Below are 17052 nucleotides of genomic sequence, written 5' to 3' on the forward strand. Positions count from 1 at the left end.
GATATCGCCGGAGAGCTTTCCGTGGCTCAGCGTCGCCGGATAGTTGAAGCAATGCAGCCGCGCCAACATCGGGCAGGCGCCGGGCTCTTTCTCCAGGAACTGGAAGCTGTCGCCGAGGTCTGGCGAGTTCTCCAGCTCGGCATTGTCCATGCCGTCAGGTGCCGGGAAGCGGTCGCACCAGAAGCGGATATGCGGCGCGAACTCGGCAAGCTCGTCGCGCAACGCGAGGTCGACCTTGAAGCCTGTGCCGAAGATGATGAAATCGGTCGCATAGCGGCCCTTCGGCGTCGTCACTATGAGATGGTCTCCCGCGACGACGAGATCATCGATCGGGCTTGCGAGATGGAAATGCGCCTGCGGATAGGCGGAGACGCGCAGCACGCTTTGACGCGGCGGCGGCGTCTGCGCCTTCAGCGTGTGATCGAGGAAACGCCATTTCCAGTCATCCGACAGGCCGGCAAAGCCGTGGACGACGCCTTGGCTGCCGATGCCGGTGAACTTGTTGACGCGCGGGATGTCCGCGCGCCGAATGAAGAGGTCGAGCCGCGCTGCGCCCGCTTCCAGCGCCATCGCTGCGTTGTCCATCGCGGATGCGCCTGCGCCGACGACGGCAACACGCCTGTCGCGAAGTCTCTCGAAGTCGATGGGGGCGGACGAATGCGCCCAGAAACGTCGGTCGATGCCGTCGCACAGCGACGGCACGTAAGCACCGCCGAGGCCGTCGCGCCCCGTCGCCAGCACGACGTGGCGCGCGAGAATTTGCCGCGACGTGCCGCCTTCGCTGATTTCGAGTGTGAACAATTCATCGGAGCGCGCCTGGATTCGCTCGACCGAAACCCCGTTGCGGACCGGCAGGCCCAGCACCTTGCGGTACCAGATCAGGTAATCCATCCACATCGTGCGCGGCGCGCGGTCAAGCGCCTGCCAGGCCTGCCTGCCATATTGCGCCTCGTAGAAGGCGCGGAAGGTCAGCGCCGGCATGCCCATCGCGGGGCCGGTCAATTCCTTGGGCGAGCGCAGCGTCCGCATCCGGGCGAACGTGACCCAGGGACCTTCCTCACCGGCGCGCGCGCGATCGAGCACGAGCTGGTTGTCGACGCCGAGACGCCTGAGCATGGCGGAGGCGACGAGGCCGGCCATGCCTGCGCCGACGATGACGACGTCGACGACGCTCTCGCCATCGACGACGCGGCGCGGCACCCACGACTTGGCCGGCAGTTCGAGCCAGGCCAGATCCTGCTTCAGGCGCGCTTCAAGCGCCGCGAGGCCCGCCGCGTCAGGTGTCATCGTCGTCATGAGGGAGCTTTCTCGAATTCACTGGTTTCATCGCCGGCCTCGGCCAGCGCGGCGGCGCCGCTATGCAGCCTTGCGCCAGGCATCAGCGCGACCGCGGCGCGCAGTGCGTCGTTGAGCGCGGCGACCGTCGGCGTCAGCTCGCGCCCGGTCGGCGCAATCGCGGCGAACAGGAAGGGAATGGACACGTCCAGGGGCCGGGTGACGACGCCCTCCACCGGCAGGCTGGAGGTCAGCACCGGCTCGACCACGGCGATGCCGAGCGACTGCTTGGCCATGGCAATCGCCGTCAGCGAAGCGTTGGTGTCGATGACCTCAGCGGGCACGACACCCTCACGCTCCAGCGCCTCCTCCACCCGGCGGCGAAGCCGGTAGGGGTTAGCCATCGTCAGCAGCCGGACGCCAGCAAGATCCTTCAGGCGAATGACCTTCTTCTTCGCCAGCGGATGATCCATCGCGAGGCACGCGACGCAGGGCACCTCGCAGACCCACTGCACGTCGAGCCCGGGATGCTGGATCGGCAGGCTCGCAAGGCCGAAATCGACCGACTGCGACAGCACCGATTGCACGACGTTCTCGGCCGAGAGCGCCTGCACGTGGACCTGGCTTGGCAGCAACTCGCGTTCGAGCGCCGCAAGCGCGGCCGGGACGAAGCCGGCCGCCAGCGCCGGGATTGCCGCCAGGCTGAGCACGGGAAGCGCACCCGCACCGATCGCGTTGGCGCGCTGGCGGATGTGCTTCAAGCCCATCAGCAGCCGCTCGACCTCGGCATGAAACAGCACGCCCTTTGGCGTCGGGCTGATGCGCGGGCCGTTCCGGGTGAACAGAAGATAGCCGACGTCAGCTTCGAGATCCTGGATCTGACGCGTCACGACCGGCTGCGATCGGCCGAGCAGCCGCGCCGCGCCGGTGATGCTGCCGGCCGACATCACGGCGGCGAAGGCCTCGAGAAGGCGGATGTCGATAACGTCCTGGTTCATGGCCATGTCGCCTGCATTATGTGGATATAGAATGAACAATATTTCTTGATGTGCAAGAAGTATTATGAGAGGATTCTTGTCATGCCGATGGAGCCAACCCCCTTTCGCCACCACAATCCGGCCGGACCAGCCTACCGGCGCGGCTGGGTCGACGAGGCTGTAGCTGCGATCGAGGCCGACCAATGCCGCACGGCCGACACGCATCTGATCCGGCTGATCGTGCCCGCGCTTGCCGGCATCGATATCTATCTGAAGGACGAGTCCACGCATCCGACCGGCAGCCTGAAGCATCGGCTGGCGCGCTCGCTGTTCCTCTACGCGCTCTGCAATGGCCACATCCGCGAAGCCACGCCCGTCGTCGAGGCATCGTCGGGGTCGACCGCGGTGTCGGAAGCCTATTTCGCGCAGATGATCGGCGTGCCCTTCTACGCCGTGATGCCGCGCACGACCTCGGCGGAGAAGATCGCTGCGATCGAGCATTATGGCGGCAACTGCCATCTGATCGACGACGGCCGCGCGCTCTATGCCGAGGCTGCCGCGCTCGCCACCCGCCTGAACGGCCACTACATGGACCAGTTCACCTTCGCCGAGCGCGCCACCGACTGGCGCGGCAACAACAACATTGCCGAATCGATCTTCACGCAATTGCAGGGGGAGCCGCGCCCGCTGCCGGACTGGATCGTGATGGGCGCCGGCACCGGCGGCACCTCGGCCACCATCGGACGCTATTTGCGCTATCGCCAATATCCTACGCGGCTCTGCGTCGCCGATGTCGAGCATTCCGCCTTCTTCGACTGCTTCCGTTCGCAGGACCGCTCCCACGTTTGCGAGCGGCCCTCGCTGATCGAGGGCGTCGGCAGGCCGCGCTGCGAACCGTCCTTCGTGCCTGGCGTTGTCGACCGCATGATGAAGATCCCGGACGTAGCAACGATTGCGGCGATGAACGTACTGTCGCGCCGGCTGCGCCGATCCGTCGGCGGTTCCACCGGCACCAATTTCCTGGCGCTGTGCCGCATTGCTTCGGAGATGCGTAGCGCCGGCCAAACCGGATCGCTGGTCACGCTGATCTGCGATTCCGGCGAGCGCTATCGGCAGACCTATTATGACCCCGCATGGCTGAAAGCACGCGGCCTCGATCCAACGCCGTTCGAGACTGCCCTGGCGTCGTTTCTGGATACGGCGCAGCCGCCGGCGCTTGCCGTCGAGGATGTTGTCAATCCACAGAGCCCGCGGAGTGTTGCTTGACCACGCTGATCGAAACCATTGCCGGTGTGCGCGCGGCGTCACGGCTCGGCCAGGCTCTGAACGCCCGCGCCGAGATTTTGCGCCTCAGCGAAGCTGCCCATGACGCGGTGCTGCTGCCGCGCGAACCCGGCAGCCTGAGCCACGGCTTGCGTGCGGCGCTCGCGGCGCGGATGTGCCGGCACGTCGGCGACGAGGCGCTGACCGCGCATTACGAATCCTATCTGGCGCATGCGAGCGATCTCGACCTGGCCGCCCTTGCACGGCCCGGCGGCGTGTGTGGCGATTCCCTGCACGACGCCATGGCCCGCCATGCCGACCTGCTGACGCTGTCGCCGCGCGAGGCGACGCGACAGGACATCGCGGCGCTGAAGACGGTCGGCGTCAGCGAGGCCGATATCGTGCGGCTGTCCGAGCTTGCCGCCTTCGTGAACTACCAGCTGCGGGTCCTGGCCGGCCTCAGGCTCCTGAAAGAGGTCGAAGCCCGATGAGCGAGGTCGTCCACAACTTCACCGCCACGATTCCGACCTGGTCGCCCTATGTCACGCCGGTCGAGCTCGCCTCGGCGACGTCAGAGCAGCTCGCGGCGATGAAGGTCACGCCCTCCAACAAGGGCGTCTCGCCTTACGTGCTGACGCTGGCGCATGAYCCGGAATCGCTCGCGGTGCGCTCGCCGCTGTTCAACCTCATCATGTATGGCAAGGACGGCTTGTCGCCGGCCGAACGTGAGCTCGGCGCGCTGAGTGCCTCGGTCGTCAACCGCTGCATCTATTGCGCCGCCGTGCACGCCTCACGCTTCATCAGTTACTCCGGGCGCAACGACGTCGTCGAGGAGATCTTTGCCGACGAGCGCGATGCCACGCTGGAGGCGCGCCAGCAGGCACTTTTCAATTTCGCTACAAAGCTCTCGACGACGCCGATCGAAGCTACTGCAGAGGACGCGCGCGCACTCGGCGAGGCCGGGCTGAGCGAGCTCGAGCAGCTCGACCTGGTGCTGTCGGCCGCGATCTTCGGCTGGGCTAACCGGCTGATGCATACGCTGGGCGAGCCGCTGGCGCGCTCGGAGGCGCCGTAACCGACGCCGTCGGGCGGTGACCGGCCCCGAACCGAATGTCACGGCATCTTCACTTGCCATGCACACGCGTGCGGGCGAGCTTCGCGGCGTCTCAACGAGGAGATCCTGCCGTGCGCCTTCCCATTCTCGATCCGAAGGATCTGACCGACGAACAGAAGCCGCTCTATGATGACATGCGAGCCGGCATCAAGGACCATTTCAAAGGCTTTGTGAACATGCGCGACGACGGCGCGCTGCTCGGGCCCTGGAATCCCTGGATCCGCGAGCCGCGCTTCGGGAAGCCGGTGTGGGAGCTGGTCAAGGCGATCGCGTCGAACCCGCTGCTGCCGGCGCCGGTGCGCGAGGTCGCGATCCTCGTCACCGGCTCGCATTTCCGTTCCGGCTACGAGCTCTATGCCCATGTGCTGGTGGCCGAGCAGCGCGGCCTCTCCGACGAGAAGCTTGCGACCATCGTCGCCGGGCAGCGGCCGGTGGATCTCACCAAGCAGGAGGCGGTCGCATACGACGTCGCATCGGCGCTCGTGAGCGGCGGTGTGCTGCCGGAACTGACCTGGCGTGCCGCGGTCAAGGAATTCGGCGAGCATGGTGCGGCCGAGCTGTCTTATCTCGTCGGCGTCTATTGCATGGTCTCGGTCACGCTCAACACCTTCGACGTGCCGGTGCCGGAATAGCCGCTGCTTCCTTCGATCACTCCGCCGCCTTGCTTGCACGCGGCGGGGGCGCCCAGGCGATGCAGCGATTGCGGCCCTCGGCCTTGGCCTGGTAGAGTGCATGGTCGGCCGCGCCCATCAGCGCGTCGATGCCTGACATGCTGACGGTGGCCTCGGCGATCCCGATGCTCACGGTGACGCCGAACTGAATCCTGTCGGCGACGATCTGCGCGCTCATCACGCGCTTGCGGATGCGGTCGGCGACAGTCCTTGCACGGGACAGGCTGGTCTCGGGCAGGAGAACCGCAAATTCCTCGCCGCCGAGACGGCCGACGATGTCCGACTTGCGCTTGCCGTCGAGGCACGCGGCCGCAACCGCCTTGATCGCGGCGTCGCCCACTGCATGGCCGTAGCGATCGTTGACCGACTTGAAGTGGTCGATATCGAGCATCAGCACCGAGACCGAGCGATAATAGCGCTGAAAGCGGCTCCATTCCGCATCGAGGCTGTCGAGGAAGTGGCGGCGGTTGTGGAGGCCGGTGAGCGGATCGGTGGTGGCAAGCGTCTCCAGCATCGCGGCTTTTTGCGTCAGATCGGTGATGTCGACATAGGTCAGCATGCGGCCGCCATTCGACATCGTGGTGCAATGGGCCCGGATGCGCCGGCCGTCCGGCGTCTGCAGGTCGCGCACATGATCGCCGGCCTTGACCTCTTCGACGCGTCTCGCCGGAAATTTCGCGAGCTCGTTCGTTGGAAGTTTGGGCGCGCTGGCGCGATGCAGGCGTCGCACCAGCGACGAATAGGCCGGCCGGCTCGCGGCCTCGTCTTCGCTGACCTCCCAAAAGCGCCGCATACGCCGGTTCATGAAGGTCGCGCGCAGGTCGGAGTCGAGAAGAAGGACCCCATCCTGAACATTCTCCAGCGCATCCCGCAGCAGCTTCAGCTCGTCGGAGGTGCGCACAATGTCGGTGACGGGTGTATAGGTCAGCATGCGCCCGCCGTCGGGCAACGGCGTGACCTGTACGCGCACGACATCGCCGTTGGTCCGGCGCAGATCGATCGGCGTCGGATCGCCCGCCTCGATCACACGAACCCGCTCCGCCACCAGCGCATCGAGGTCCGGGTCCGGCACCTCATAGGCTCCGGTGTCACGTCCGTGATGAAGCAGCGTGAGAATGGATGGATTGCAGTCGGCAACCTCGTCGGGCAGGCGCCACATCTGGCGAAACGATCGGTTGATCAGGCGGGCCCTGAGGTGGGAGTCGAGCAGCACGATGCCGGTCGGCACATGATCGAGCGCGGCACGCAGCGCCAGCATCTGGCCGCGCATCAGCGCGTCCGACGAGCGTTCCCGCTCCTCACCGGCTGGTCGCTCGACGCTGCCCGGCTGCTCGAAGGCGACGCCGGCCTGACGGTCCGATCCCAGATCACGCGGCAGGTCAGCGTCTCACGCCCCGCGAGCCTGAGCTGGAACCGTTCGGGCACGCCAAGGCCGCTCTCCATCTCGCGCGTCGCAGCCTCCTCGGACAGCCGGCGCACGACGCAATCGATCGACGACTGGCCGAAGTTGAAAAAGATCTTCCCTGCAAGGAACGTCCGTTCCGGAACCAAGCGGGACATTCGCGGTCTCCAAGGCGAAATACGATGCGAAAAGCGGGTCCAGTTTCGCGCAAGGTTCCTTGCGGCGATGTAACGCGATCGATGTTTTCGGATCAGGATTAACGATCGGTTGACGCGCGATGCGGCCGATGCGGAAAGCTCCTGGCTGCGATCAGTTTCGCACGGCGTAGAGCGGAGTGCGCAGCGTCAGCTGGTAGGACGGCTTCGGCATCCATGCGATCTGCGCGGTGATGCCGAACAGGCGGTTGTCGTTGTCGTCCATGCGGTCGAGGTCGAGCCGCAGGATCGGTTGGGTGAAGGACTCCGCCAGCGTTCGCCCTGCGATCTGCGCGCCGCCGAACGACTGCACGCCGAGCCGTCCGGTGAACTTCCAATTGCTCGGCCACTGGTAGTAGCCGCCGGCATAGAGGATCGTGTTGGGCCGGATACTCGCGAGCTGGCTCGCGATATCGGTGTGGGTGTATTGCACGCCGGCAAGCCAACCCCGCGTTTCGTCCTCGTCGAGCGCGTAGTCGAATTCCAGGATGTTGTTGAACGAAGTCGTCATGCCCTGCTCGTTCGGCACCGACTGCGTCAGGGTCGATTGCAGCGTGATGGTCGGGATTTTTCCGCCGTTCTGCTGATAAAGGTCGGCCTGTACGCCGATGTTCCAGCTTGTGATGTCGAATGCCGACCAGCCGCCGCCGATGTCCGTCGTCGAGCCCGACACGCCGCCATAGAGCGAGACGCGATCACTGACATCGACCGTCAGCGGCAGGTCGACGGCAATGGATTTTGCGGCGGGCAGGCCGTTCGGCAGCGTCGTGCCCCTGCGCGCCGCCAGCGCTTGGAACGCGGCCGACAAGGACGTGTTGCCGAGGCCGATCCCGAGCGTGCCAGCGGGTATCGTCGCATAGGTCGTTCGAAGATCGAGTTAGAGGTTCGGGACATCAGGCTTTGCGGCCTCGTCCTTCTCGTCAGCGGCAAAGGCAGCGCCCACCGACATCGTCAGGCACAACAGTCCCATCGCAGCAGCGCGCAAGGCCTGAAGGTTCGATTGGCGGTGATGAGACACGTGACAATCCGACGCGTGGCGATCTAATGGCGGAACCGTTGTTAGATGGAACGTGATCGTTCGTGGGGTCAAGCGCTATCCGCAAGCGATGGACTGCATGGATGCACGCGGTTACTCTGCTGTGATCGCACCGACACACGCGCCGGCCGGAGTGCAGGCCGGACAATTGAAGGACGACAGCCATGAATACGTCACGCCGCATCCTGCTCACCGGTCTGGCGGGACTCGCCGTGGCCCCGACTGCCGTGGCCGCTGCCGTACCGTCGCCCGAGCCCGACGACGTGACGGTAGCCGAAGAGCGCTTCGCGCGCACGATTGCGGCCGCCCATGCGCCCAATGTCACCTGCGTGCGGCAGGCCGAACGCTATGCGGATGCGCATTGGCCCGAATATGTAGTGGCAGCCAGAGCCGTGCTCGACGCGCGCGTGTGATTCGCGCTTTTACGTCTCCACCGCCCGCCGCACCTGTTCGCCGATCTGCGACAGCACGAGCTGTGCCTGTGGCAGGATCGCGCCCATGGCGTGGAAATTGTGGACCATGCCGTCATGGCAGACGTGCTCGACGGCGACGCCTGCGGCGAGCAGCTTGCGCGCATAGGCATTGCCTTCGTCGCGCATCGGGTCGAACTCGGCGGTATGGATGATCGCGGTCGGCAGGCCCGCAAGGCGGGTCGCGCGCAGCGGTGAGATGCGGGGATCGGCGGTATCGATGTTGCTGCCGGGCAGGTAGTCGGCGAGATCGGCCTCGATCGTGATGCGATCGATCAGATGGCCCTCGGCGAACGCCTCGCGCGAAGGCGAGGTCTCCTCGAAATCCAGCACCGGGCAGATCAGGCATTGCGCGACGATGGAAAGGCCGGCGTTCTGCAGCGCTTCCTGGCACACGATCGCGGCGAGCGTAGCGCCGGCGGAATCGCCGCCGACCACGAGCCTTTCGGCGTCGATGCCGAGGGACGACGCTTCACGCGCGACCCATTCGGTGGCGGCGATCGCGTCGTCCACCGCGGCGGGGAATTTGTGCTCCGGCGCGAGGCGGTAGTCGACCGAGACCAGGCGGCAGCCGGTGGCATGCGCAAGCGCCGCCGCGATGCGGTCGTGCGTGGCGATGCTGCCGGCGACCAGTCCGCCGCCGTGAAAGAACACGAAGCCCGGCGCGCGCTCGCTGGCGCTTGCGGGCGAATACAGCCGATAGGGAACCTCTCCGCCGGGGCCGGGCAGTGTGCCGTCCGAGGCGGTCACGTCAGGGGCGTCAGCGCGCGCAAACTGCATCAGCTTCGCCAGCGACTGCCGCCGCGCCTCGACGCTCGGCCGGCTTCGCGCCTGCGGCCCTGCCGCAGCCATCATGGTCAACAAACGCTTCGCGAGCGGATCGAGCGGCATGGAGGACTCCGTAACGTGGCCGGCATTATATCCGGTTTGCCCCTCAATGTTATTTCGCTTCGATCCCTTCCCCCTCCAGGGGAGGGTGGTTATTTCCCGCAGGGAATCATTTAGAAATTGGGATAATAGTGCCCGGATGTTTCAGGGGAGGCCGGTCATGGCCGAGATCAAGAAACCCATCGAATATTCGCCGAGCTGGACCTTCTTCGAGGGCAAATGGCACGACGGCAATGTGCCGATCATGGGCCCGCGCACGCATGCGGCCTGGCTCGGCTCGGTCGTGTTCGACGGCGCGCGCGCGTTCGAAGGCGTCGCACCCGATCTCGACCGTCACGTCGCCCGAGCCAATCAATCCGCGGTCAACTTCGGGCTGAAGCCGGTGGTCGATGCCGGCACCTGGCTCACGCTCGCAAACGAAGGCATCGCGCGTTTCGCTGACAATGCCGAGCTTTATGTCCGTCCGATGTACTGGGCGCAGAACGGGGCGGGCGGCGGCGTGCTGTTCGACCCCGAGACCACCAACTGGTGCCTGTGCATCTACGAGGCGCCGATGCCCAAACCCGTCGGCAACGCCATCACGCTGTCGCCGTTCCGCAGGCCGACGGCCGAATGCGCGCCGGTCGAGGCCAAGGCGGCCTGCCTCTATCCCAACAATTCGCGCGCGCTGGCGGAGGCCGCTGCGCGCGGCTTCCAGAACGCGCTGATGCTCGACATGCTCGGCAATGTCGCCGAGTTCGGCAATTCCAACGTGTTCATGGCCAAGGACGGCGTGGTGTTCACGCCGGTGCCGAACGGCACCTTCCTCAACGGCATCACGCGCCAGCGCGTCATCGGCCTGCTTCGCGCCGACGGCGTCACCGTGGTCGAGACGACGCTGCGCTATGCCGACTTCCTCGCCGCCGACGAGATCTTTTCAACCGGCAATTTCGCCAAGGTCGCGCCCGTGATTCGCATCGACGAGCGCGAGCTGAAGCCGGGCCCGCTCTACACCAGGGCGCGCAAGCGCTATTGGGACTTTGCGCATGCGGTGAAGCTGGCGGCGTAGGGGCCGCCTGTCCCGTCATTGCCTCGCTGCGCTCGCAATAATGATGCGGAAGCACAATATCTCCCCAACGTCGTCCCGGCGAAGGCCGGGACCCATAACCACAGGATKTGGTTTGGCGAWGACTCGKGGTTRCCWGCGYCGCGCSRCAACYSCTCCCTGGGGGTATGGGTCCCGGCCTGCGCCGGGACGACAGCGGAGCAAGTGGCCGCATCGGAAGAAATAGCAGGCAGCGCGCTTTGGCGCGCCGAGAAACCCTACTCTTCCTTCTTCGACATCCGCTCGAGGCGTTCCTGCATTTCCTTCATCTGCTGGCGCAGATCGTCGATGTTGCTGTCCTTGGCCGGCTCGGCGGTCGCATCGGGCTCAGGCTCTGGCGCAGCCGCCGGGCGGACCGCGCCAGGCGCGAACGGCTTGAACATCGAGAACGTCTGCTGGAACAGCTCCATGTTGCGGCGGACCTGTTCCTCCAGGGGCGCAAAGGGCGTGCCCGACAGCGTGTTGGCGATCTGCTTGCGGAACTTCTCCTGCTCCTGGGTCAGCGTCGCGATCGACTGTTCCAGATATTTCGGCACCACCATCTGCATGCTGTCGCCGTAGAAGCGGATGAGCTGGCGCAGGAAGGTGGTCGGCAGCAGGTTCTGGCCGGCCTTGTTCTCCTGCTCGAAGATGATCTGGGCCAGCACGGAGCGGGTGATGTCGTCGCCGGTCTTGGCGTCGTAGACCAGGAAATCTTCGCCATCCTTGACCATGGCGGCGAGGTCTTCCAGCGTCACATAGGTGCTCGTTCCGGTGTTATAGAGCCGGCGGTTCGCGTATTTCTTGATGGTGGTGGGTTGGTCTGATTTCGCCATGGGCTCTCACTTGCAAGACGCTGAGAACGGGAACCCGGCGGGCCAATGCCGCAGGGCGGGAAGAGTACGCAACGCAACAAAATAAGCATTTTCAAAGGGGTCACGCTACCGTTTTGTGCGCCACGGTTAATCGGGCAGCAAAAACGTGCTTGCGAAAGCGCCAAGAACGCTATTTTGAATGCGTTGCGGCATGAATTCGGCCACCGGCCGATTGACATGCCGCAATGACGTTAACAGGATGCCGTCCGAGACTGGCGAGCCGTTTCCCCAGCCCCGTCTGCCCCATTCAACCCCAGGAGATGCCCATGTCAGACGATGTCGTCATCGTCAGCGCCGCCCGCACCGCGGTCGGAAGCTTCAACGGAGCGTTCGCGACCCTTCCCGCCCACGATCTCGGCGCTGTCGCCATCAAGGCTGCGCTGGAGCGTGGTGGCATCGAGCCCGGCCGGGTTTCCGAAGTCATCATGGGCCAGATCCTGACCGCCGCTCAGGGCCAGAACCCGGCCCGCCAGGCCTCGATCGCCGCCGGAATTCCAGTGGAGAGCCCGGCCTGGGGCGTCAACCAACTCTGCGGCTCTGGTCTTCGCACGGTTGCGCTCGGCTATCAGGCGCTGCTCAACGGCGATTCCGAGATCGTGGTCGCCGGCGGCCAGGAATCGATGAGCATGGCCCCGCACGCCCAGTATCTGCGCGGCGGCGTCAAGATGGGCGCGCTCGAGTTCGTCGACACCATGATCAAGGACGGCCTGTGGGATGCCTTCAACGGCTACCACATGGGCAACACTGCCGAGAATGTTGCGCGCCAGTGGCAGATCACCCGCGCCCAGCAGGACGAGTTCGCGGTCGCCTCGCAGCAGAAGGCCGAGGCCGCGCAGAAGGCCGGCAAGTTCAACGACGAGATCGTCCCCGTCACCATCAAGACCCGCAAGGGCGACGTGGTCGTCAGCGCCGACGAATATCCGCGCCATGGCGCAACGCTCGATGCGATGGCCAAGCTCCGTCCCGCCTTCGAGAAGGACGGCACGGTCACTGCGGGTTCGGCCTCGGGCATCAATGACGGCGCTGCCGCCGTGGTGCTGATGACCGCGAAGCAGGCTGCCAAGGAAGGCAAGAAGCCGCTCGCGCGCATCGTGTCCTGGGCTCAGGCCGGCGTCGATCCGAAGATCATGGGCTCGGGCCCGATCCCGGCCTCGCGCGCCGCGCTGAAGAAGGCTGGCTGGAACGTCGGCGACCTCGACCTGATCGAGGCCAACGAGGCCTTCGCGGCACAAGCCTGCGCTGTCAACAAGGACCTCGGCTGGGACACCTCCAAGGTCAACGTCAACGGCGGCGCGATCGCGATCGGCCACCCGGTCGGCGCCTCCGGCGCGCGCGTGCTGGTGACGCTGCTGCACGAGATGCAGAAGCGCGATTCCAAGAAGGGCCTTGCCACGCTGTGCATCGGCGGCGGCATGGGTATCGCGATGTGTCTGGCGCGCGACTGAAGATAGCTGACGCGCAGCGTACGTGGTTCTTGCGCGTGCGCTGCACACATAAGTGAGTGCGTTGCACGCGACTAAAAAGGCGGCGATTGCAAATCAAATATTCTTCGCAACCGCATTAGCCTCGACTAAAGAGAAACGCCCGGCTCACGCCGGGCGTTTTGTTCTTGATGTCCGTCAAACGTCCCGCATAATCCGCGTCTAAAACGATCACTCAGAAACGTCCGAAGAGTCCAAGGGAAGGAATACGATATGGCACGTGTTGCATTGGTGACGGGTGGTACGCGGGGCATCGGAGCTGCGATCAGCAAGGCGCTGAAGGCGGCGGGCTACAAGGTCGCGGCGAGCTATGCCGGCAACGATGCGGCGGCGGAGAAGTTCAAGGCCGAGACCGGCATCGCCGTCTACAAATGGGACGTCAGCAGTTTCGACGCCTGCGCCGAGGGCGTGAAGAAGGTCGAGGCCGAGGTCGGCCCGATCGACGTGCTCGTCAACAATGCCGGCATCACCAAGGACGGCGCCTTCCACAAGATGAGCCTCGAGCAATGGAACGCCGTGATCGGCACCAATCTCGGCTCGCTGTTCAACATGTCGCGCCAGGTCATCGAAGGCATGCGCGGGCGCAAGTTCGGCCGCATCATCAACATCTCCTCGATCAACGGCCAGAAGGGCCAGTTCGGCCAGGTGAACTATTCCGCCGCGAAAGCCGGCGAGATCGGCTTCACCAAGGCCTTGGCGCTGGAGAACGCCAAGGGCGGCGTCACCGTGAACGCGATCTGCCCCGGCTACATCAACACCGAAATGGTGCAGGCGGTGCCGAAGGACGTGCTGGAAAAGTCGATCCTGCCGCTGATCCCGATCGGCCGCCTCGGCGAGCCCGAGGAGATCGCGCGCGCGGTCGTGTTCCTCGCCGCCGACGAGGCCGGCGCCATCACCGGCTCGACGCTGACGGTCAACGGCGGTCAGTACATGGTGTGATGCGATCGCATCACGTTCTCTGCCGATATTAGTCGGTCGTCATGCCCGGGCTTGTCCCGGGCATCCACGTCTTTACAAGGTCCCCAAAGAACGTGGATGGCCGGAACAAGTCCGGCCATGTCGAAAGTAGTGGCCGATGACTCCCCGCACCGCGACGCTGATCGGATTGACCGCGATCCTGATGTGGTCACTGCTGTCAGTGATGACGGTGGCGACCGGAAAAATCCCGGCGTTCCAGCTCGCCGCGATGACCTTCGCGATCGGCGGCCTCGTCGGCCTCCTCACCTGGATCGGCCGTGGCGAGGCGGCGAAAAGCCTGCGCCAGCCATTGGTCGTGTGGGTGGTCGGCGTCGGTGGGCTGTTCGGCTATCACGCGCTGTATTTCCTCGCGCTGCGCTTCGCGCCGCCGGCTGAAGCCGGTCTGCTCAACTATCTCTGGCCGCTGCTGATCGTGCTGTTCTCGTCGTTCCTGCCGGGCGAGCGGCTGGCCGTGCATCACATCGTCGGCGCCGTACTCGGCCTCGTCGGCACTGTGCTGCTGTTCGCCGGCAATACCTCCGGCTTTGCGCCGGGGGCGGTGCCGGGGTTGATCGCGGCCTTCATCGCCGCCTTCGTCTGGGCAACCTATTCGGTGCTGTCGCGCCGATTGAAGGCGGTGCCGACCGATGCGGTCGCGGGTTTCTGTCTCGCCACATCAATGCTCGCCGCACTGATGCACGGTGCGCTCGAAACCACCGTGTGGCCCGAGACCACGGTGCAGTGGCTTTCGGTCGTCGCGCTCGGCATCGGCCCCGTCGGTGCCGCGTTCTACGCCTGGGACATCGGCATGAAGCGCGGCGACATCCGCGTGCTCGGCGCTGCCTCCTATGCGACGCCGCTATTGTCGACCGGCTTCCTCATCGCCGCCGGCTTCGCCAAGGCCAGTGCCAACATCGCCATCGCCGCGGTCCTGATCGCCGGCGGCGGCCTGATCGCGGCAAAGGACATGGTGCTCAGGAAGCGGTGACTGTCATTCCGGGGCGCACGACGTGCGAACCCGGAATCCATTTATCCGCGTCTATGGTGGCGAGGTAGATTCCGGGTTCGCCGTTTGCGCGGCGCCCCGGAATGACGGTGTGGAGCTACGGCTCCCAGCCCTTCGGCGCGAGCTCGAACTTCGCGAACTCGAAGGCCGGCGCGACGCTGCAGCCGACCAGTGTCCATTCACCGGTTGTCTCGGCCATCTGCCATGCATCGGCCGGCACGATGGCCTGCGGTCGTTCGCCGCTCACGAGATCCGTGCCGAGGCGGACCTCGTGCTGGGAGCAGCCCTCATGCGCGATGCGCAGCATCAGCGGACTGCCGGCATAATAATGCCAGATCTCGACCGCATCGATCCGGTGCCAGTGCGAGCGTTCGCCGCGCGCAAGCAGGAAGTAAATGAGGGTCGAGCGCGAACGTCCGTTGGCGTCCGTGGTCTGGTCGCGAAACGTCTCGCGATAGTGCCCGCCTTCGGGGTGCGGTCGGAGTTCAAGGCGCGCGATGATCTCGGCTGCGGTCGGCATCGATCCCCGTCAGGATTTGCTCTTCAGGACTTCTTCTTCAGGATTTGTTCTTCAAGATTTGTTTTTGCGCTCGCGCAGCTCGCCGAACACCGCCGCGGCATCCGCACCCTTCATGTGTAGCCTGGCTGCGACTGCAGGGTCATCGGCGCGCAGGAACACGTTTGCTCGCTTCTCGTCACCAAGCAGTGAGGGGATCGTGGGCTTGTTCTCGGCGCGGAGCCTGGTCACCTCCGCCGCGCGCGCCTGGAGCGCCGCATTGTCGGGATCGACCGTGAGCGCGAACTTGACGTTGGAGGCGGTGTATTCGTGGCCGCAATAGAGCTTGAAATCGTCGGGCAGGGCTCGCAGCTTCAACAGCGAATCCCACATCATCGGGTAGGTGCCCTCGAAGACGCGGCCGCAGCCAATCGAGAACAGCGTGTCGGCGGCGAACACCGTCTTCTCGGTGTCGAACACGTAGGAGATATGGTCGAGCGTGTGGCCGGGCGTCTCCACGACGCGCGCCAGCAGGTTGCCGATCTTGACCACGTCGGCATTGGCCACGCGCAGGTCGACGTTGGCGATTTTCGTGGTCTGGTCGTGCGGCGCGACGACGCGGCAATTATATTTCTGCTTGAGTTCGGCGACCCCGCCGACATGATCGCCGTGATGATGGGTGATCAGGATGTCGGTGAGCTGCCAGCCTTCGCGCTCCAGCGCCTTCAGGATGGGGCCGGCCTCCGGCGCGTCGATCGACGCCGTCGCCTTGGTTTCCACATCGTGGATCAGGTAACCGAAATTGTCGTTTAAACAGCTGAAAGTACGAATTTCGGCAGCCATGACATCTCCTTCGCGCTCAGCCCCGGCAGACAAATATGGCGTTAACGTTGCGCAGGCAATGCAATATTCGGCGCGCAGCCGCGGCCTTGCGCATGTTACATTGCCGTCATGAGCATCGACGTCGTCGACCTCCGCGAGTTCTATTCCCGTCGCCTCGGGATTGTGGCGCGGCAAATGATCAATCGCGGCATCAGGGAGCGCTGGCCGCGCGCCGAGGGCCAGCGCGTGCTCGGCATCGGCTATCCCACGCCCTATCTCGGGCTGTTCCGCGAGGACGCCGAGCGCTGCCTCGCCTTCATGCCGGCGGCCCAGGGCGTCCTGAAATGGCCTACGGGGCGGCCGGCGCTGGCCTCGCTGGTGGATGAATTCTCGCTGCCGCTTCCCGATTCCGCGGTCGACCGCATCCTGCTGGTCCACGCGCTGGAGATGTCGGACGATCCGGCTGCGCTGCTGCGCGAGGTGTGGCGCGTGCTGTCGCCGTCCGGCCGCGTCATTGCGGTGATCCCGAACCGGCGCGGCGTGTGGACGCGCAGCGACAATACGCCGTTCGGCCACGGCCGGCCTTATTCGCGCTCGCAGATCACCGATCTGCTGCGGCAGACCTGGTTCACGCCGACCGCCTGGGGCGAGGCGCTGTTCATGCCGCCCTATGCCGGCGGCTGGGTGCTGAAATCGGCGCAGATGTGGGAGCGCGCCGGGGCGGCGCTGTCGCTGCCCTTTGCCGGCGTGCACATCGTCGAGGCCACCAAGCAGGTCTATCGCGCGATCCCCGCCAAGCGCGAGCGGGCGCGGCTGATTCCATCGTTGAAGCCGGTGCTGGTGCCGTCCTCGACGGTGACGCGCAGCTGAAAACAAATCGTCCCGGCGCGGGGGCCGGGACGATGCAGATCAGAAAATCAGAAAAAGCTTACTCGCCGGGCGCCAGATCGTCGCTGGAAGCGGCCGGAGCGGCTTCGCGCTCGGGGCGCGGGCCATGCGGCCGGCGCCGCCGGCGCGGAAAGCGCTCGCCGCCACCACCACCACCCTCGAAGCCGCCCTGAC

At 65.4% G+C, this 17052-nt stretch carries 20 protein-coding genes; 10 read left to right on the forward strand and 10 right to left on the reverse strand.

The annotated features are described in order from the left end of the window. The coding region (locus tag AC1D00_RS03485) for an NAD(P)-binding domain-containing protein (RefSeq protein ID WP_477009680.1) at nucleotides 1-1296 on the reverse strand (1296 nt) is incomplete at its 3' end. After that, the gene (locus AC1D00_RS03490; RefSeq protein ID WP_027545288.1) at nucleotides 1293-2273 is read right to left on the reverse strand and encodes a LysR family transcriptional regulator; all 981 of its coding nucleotides are present in this window, start codon (nucleotides 2271-2273) and stop codon (nucleotides 1293-1295) included. The genes AC1D00_RS03490 and AC1D00_RS03485, both read right to left, overlap by 4 nt. Before the next feature lie 87 nt (nucleotides 2274-2360). On the opposite strand from AC1D00_RS03490, the gene AC1D00_RS03495 reads away from it, so the two are divergent. The 4 genes from AC1D00_RS03495 (at nucleotide 2361) to AC1D00_RS03510 (ending at nucleotide 5261) form a co-directional block, all read left to right on the forward strand. Then, nucleotides 2361-3518, forward strand: a complete 1158-nt coding sequence (locus AC1D00_RS03495) for a PLP-dependent cysteine synthase family protein (protein WP_477009688.1) — start codon at nucleotides 2361-2363, stop codon at nucleotides 3516-3518. Continuing rightward, nucleotides 3515-4006 (forward strand): CMD domain-containing protein, encoded by a 492-nt coding sequence (locus AC1D00_RS03500; protein WP_477009681.1) that lies wholly within the window; start codon nucleotides 3515-3517, stop codon nucleotides 4004-4006. Before AC1D00_RS03495 ends, AC1D00_RS03500 begins: the two co-directional genes overlap by 4 nt. Further along, nucleotides 4003-4590 carry a peroxidase-related enzyme gene (locus tag AC1D00_RS03505; protein ID WP_404552114.1) on the forward strand — a complete coding sequence of 196 codons (588 nt, stop codon included), beginning with the start codon at nucleotides 4003-4005 and terminating at the stop codon, nucleotides 4588-4590. Before AC1D00_RS03500 ends, AC1D00_RS03505 begins: the two co-directional genes overlap by 4 nt. A gap of 110 nt (nucleotides 4591-4700) precedes the next feature. Continuing rightward, nucleotides 4701-5261, forward strand: coding sequence for a carboxymuconolactone decarboxylase family protein (locus AC1D00_RS03510; protein WP_028149518.1), 561 nt, complete (start codon nucleotides 4701-4703; stop codon nucleotides 5259-5261). Nucleotides 5262-5277: 16 nt separating this feature from the next. Here the strand turns inward: AC1D00_RS03510 and AC1D00_RS03515 are convergent, their stop codons facing one another. The 4 genes from AC1D00_RS03515 to AC1D00_RS03530 all read right to left on the reverse strand — a co-directional run bounded on the left by AC1D00_RS03515 (nucleotide 5278) and on the right by AC1D00_RS03530 (nucleotide 7914). After that, the gene (locus AC1D00_RS03515) at nucleotides 5278-6570 is read right to left on the reverse strand and encodes a sensor domain-containing diguanylate cyclase (RefSeq protein WP_477009682.1); all 1293 of its coding nucleotides are present in this window, start codon (nucleotides 6568-6570) and stop codon (nucleotides 5278-5280) included. Next, nucleotides 6570-6860, reverse strand: a complete 291-nt coding sequence (locus AC1D00_RS03520) for a hypothetical protein (RefSeq protein WP_477009683.1) — start codon at nucleotides 6858-6860, stop codon at nucleotides 6570-6572. The genes AC1D00_RS03515 and AC1D00_RS03520 overlap by 1 nt, the downstream gene beginning before the upstream one ends. Before the next feature lie 151 nt (nucleotides 6861-7011). After that, nucleotides 7012-7746, reverse strand: coding sequence for a hypothetical protein (locus tag AC1D00_RS03525; protein WP_477009689.1), 735 nt, complete (start codon nucleotides 7744-7746; stop codon nucleotides 7012-7014). A gap of 27 nt (nucleotides 7747-7773) precedes the next feature. After that, on the reverse strand, nucleotides 7774-7914 hold the full coding sequence (locus AC1D00_RS03530; RefSeq protein WP_477009684.1) for a hypothetical protein: 141 nt from the start codon (nucleotides 7912-7914) through the stop codon (nucleotides 7774-7776). Nucleotides 7915-8096: 182 nt separating this feature from the next. On the opposite strand from AC1D00_RS03530, the gene AC1D00_RS03535 reads away from it, so the two are divergent. Then, nucleotides 8097-8345 (forward strand): hypothetical protein, encoded by a 249-nt coding sequence (locus AC1D00_RS03535; RefSeq protein WP_027545283.1) that lies wholly within the window; start codon nucleotides 8097-8099, stop codon nucleotides 8343-8345. Nucleotides 8346-8354: 9 nt separating this feature from the next. Here the strand turns inward: AC1D00_RS03535 and AC1D00_RS03540 are convergent, their stop codons facing one another. After that, on the reverse strand, nucleotides 8355-9293 hold the full coding sequence (locus tag AC1D00_RS03540; protein WP_271576861.1) for an alpha/beta hydrolase: 939 nt from the start codon (nucleotides 9291-9293) through the stop codon (nucleotides 8355-8357). 157 nt (nucleotides 9294-9450) lie between these two features. On the opposite strand from AC1D00_RS03540, the gene AC1D00_RS03545 reads away from it, so the two are divergent. Next, nucleotides 9451-10338 carry a branched-chain amino acid aminotransferase gene (locus AC1D00_RS03545; protein WP_477009685.1) on the forward strand — a complete coding sequence of 296 codons (888 nt, stop codon included), beginning with the start codon at nucleotides 9451-9453 and terminating at the stop codon, nucleotides 10336-10338. Nucleotides 10339-10592: 254 nt separating this feature from the next. Here AC1D00_RS03545 and phaR read toward each other — a convergent pair whose 3' ends face one another. Further along, entirely contained in the window at nucleotides 10593-11189 is a 597-nt protein-coding gene (gene phaR, locus AC1D00_RS03550) for a polyhydroxyalkanoate synthesis repressor PhaR (RefSeq protein WP_404552121.1), read from the reverse strand. A 305-nt stretch (nucleotides 11190-11494) separates the two neighbouring features. Here phaR and AC1D00_RS03555 point away from each other — a divergent pair, with 305 nt between their 5' ends. The 3 genes from AC1D00_RS03555 (at nucleotide 11495) to yddG (ending at nucleotide 14654) form a co-directional block, all read left to right on the forward strand. Then, on the forward strand, nucleotides 11495-12673 hold the full coding sequence (locus AC1D00_RS03555; protein ID WP_027545279.1) for an acetyl-CoA C-acetyltransferase: 1179 nt from the start codon (nucleotides 11495-11497) through the stop codon (nucleotides 12671-12673). Between the two features lie 249 nt (nucleotides 12674-12922). Next, nucleotides 12923-13648 carry an acetoacetyl-CoA reductase gene (gene phbB / locus AC1D00_RS03560; RefSeq protein ID WP_130215883.1) on the forward strand — a complete coding sequence of 242 codons (726 nt, stop codon included), beginning with the start codon at nucleotides 12923-12925 and terminating at the stop codon, nucleotides 13646-13648. A 136-nt stretch (nucleotides 13649-13784) separates the two neighbouring features. Beyond that, nucleotides 13785-14654 carry an aromatic amino acid exporter YddG gene (gene yddG / locus AC1D00_RS03565; protein ID WP_477009686.1) on the forward strand — a complete coding sequence of 290 codons (870 nt, stop codon included), beginning with the start codon at nucleotides 13785-13787 and terminating at the stop codon, nucleotides 14652-14654. Between the two features lie 115 nt (nucleotides 14655-14769). Here the strand turns inward: yddG and AC1D00_RS03570 are convergent, their stop codons facing one another. Together AC1D00_RS03570 and gloB are read right to left on the reverse strand one after the other, a co-directional pair. After that, complete coding sequence (locus AC1D00_RS03570) at nucleotides 14770-15192, reverse strand: cupin domain-containing protein (RefSeq protein ID WP_477009687.1); 423 nt, start codon at nucleotides 15190-15192, stop codon at nucleotides 14770-14772. A 51-nt stretch (nucleotides 15193-15243) separates the two neighbouring features. After that, nucleotides 15244-16011 (reverse strand): hydroxyacylglutathione hydrolase, encoded by a 768-nt coding sequence (gene gloB / locus AC1D00_RS03575; RefSeq protein ID WP_271576856.1) that lies wholly within the window; start codon nucleotides 16009-16011, stop codon nucleotides 15244-15246. Nucleotides 16012-16119: 108 nt separating this feature from the next. Between gloB and AC1D00_RS03580 the strand changes: the two genes are divergently transcribed. Further along, entirely contained in the window at nucleotides 16120-16860 is a 741-nt protein-coding gene (locus AC1D00_RS03580; protein ID WP_011083053.1) for a methyltransferase domain-containing protein, read from the forward strand. The last annotated feature ends 192 nt before the right edge of the window (nucleotides 16861-17052 follow it).

The organism is Bradyrhizobium sp. P2_E8, from assembly GCF_056403875.1.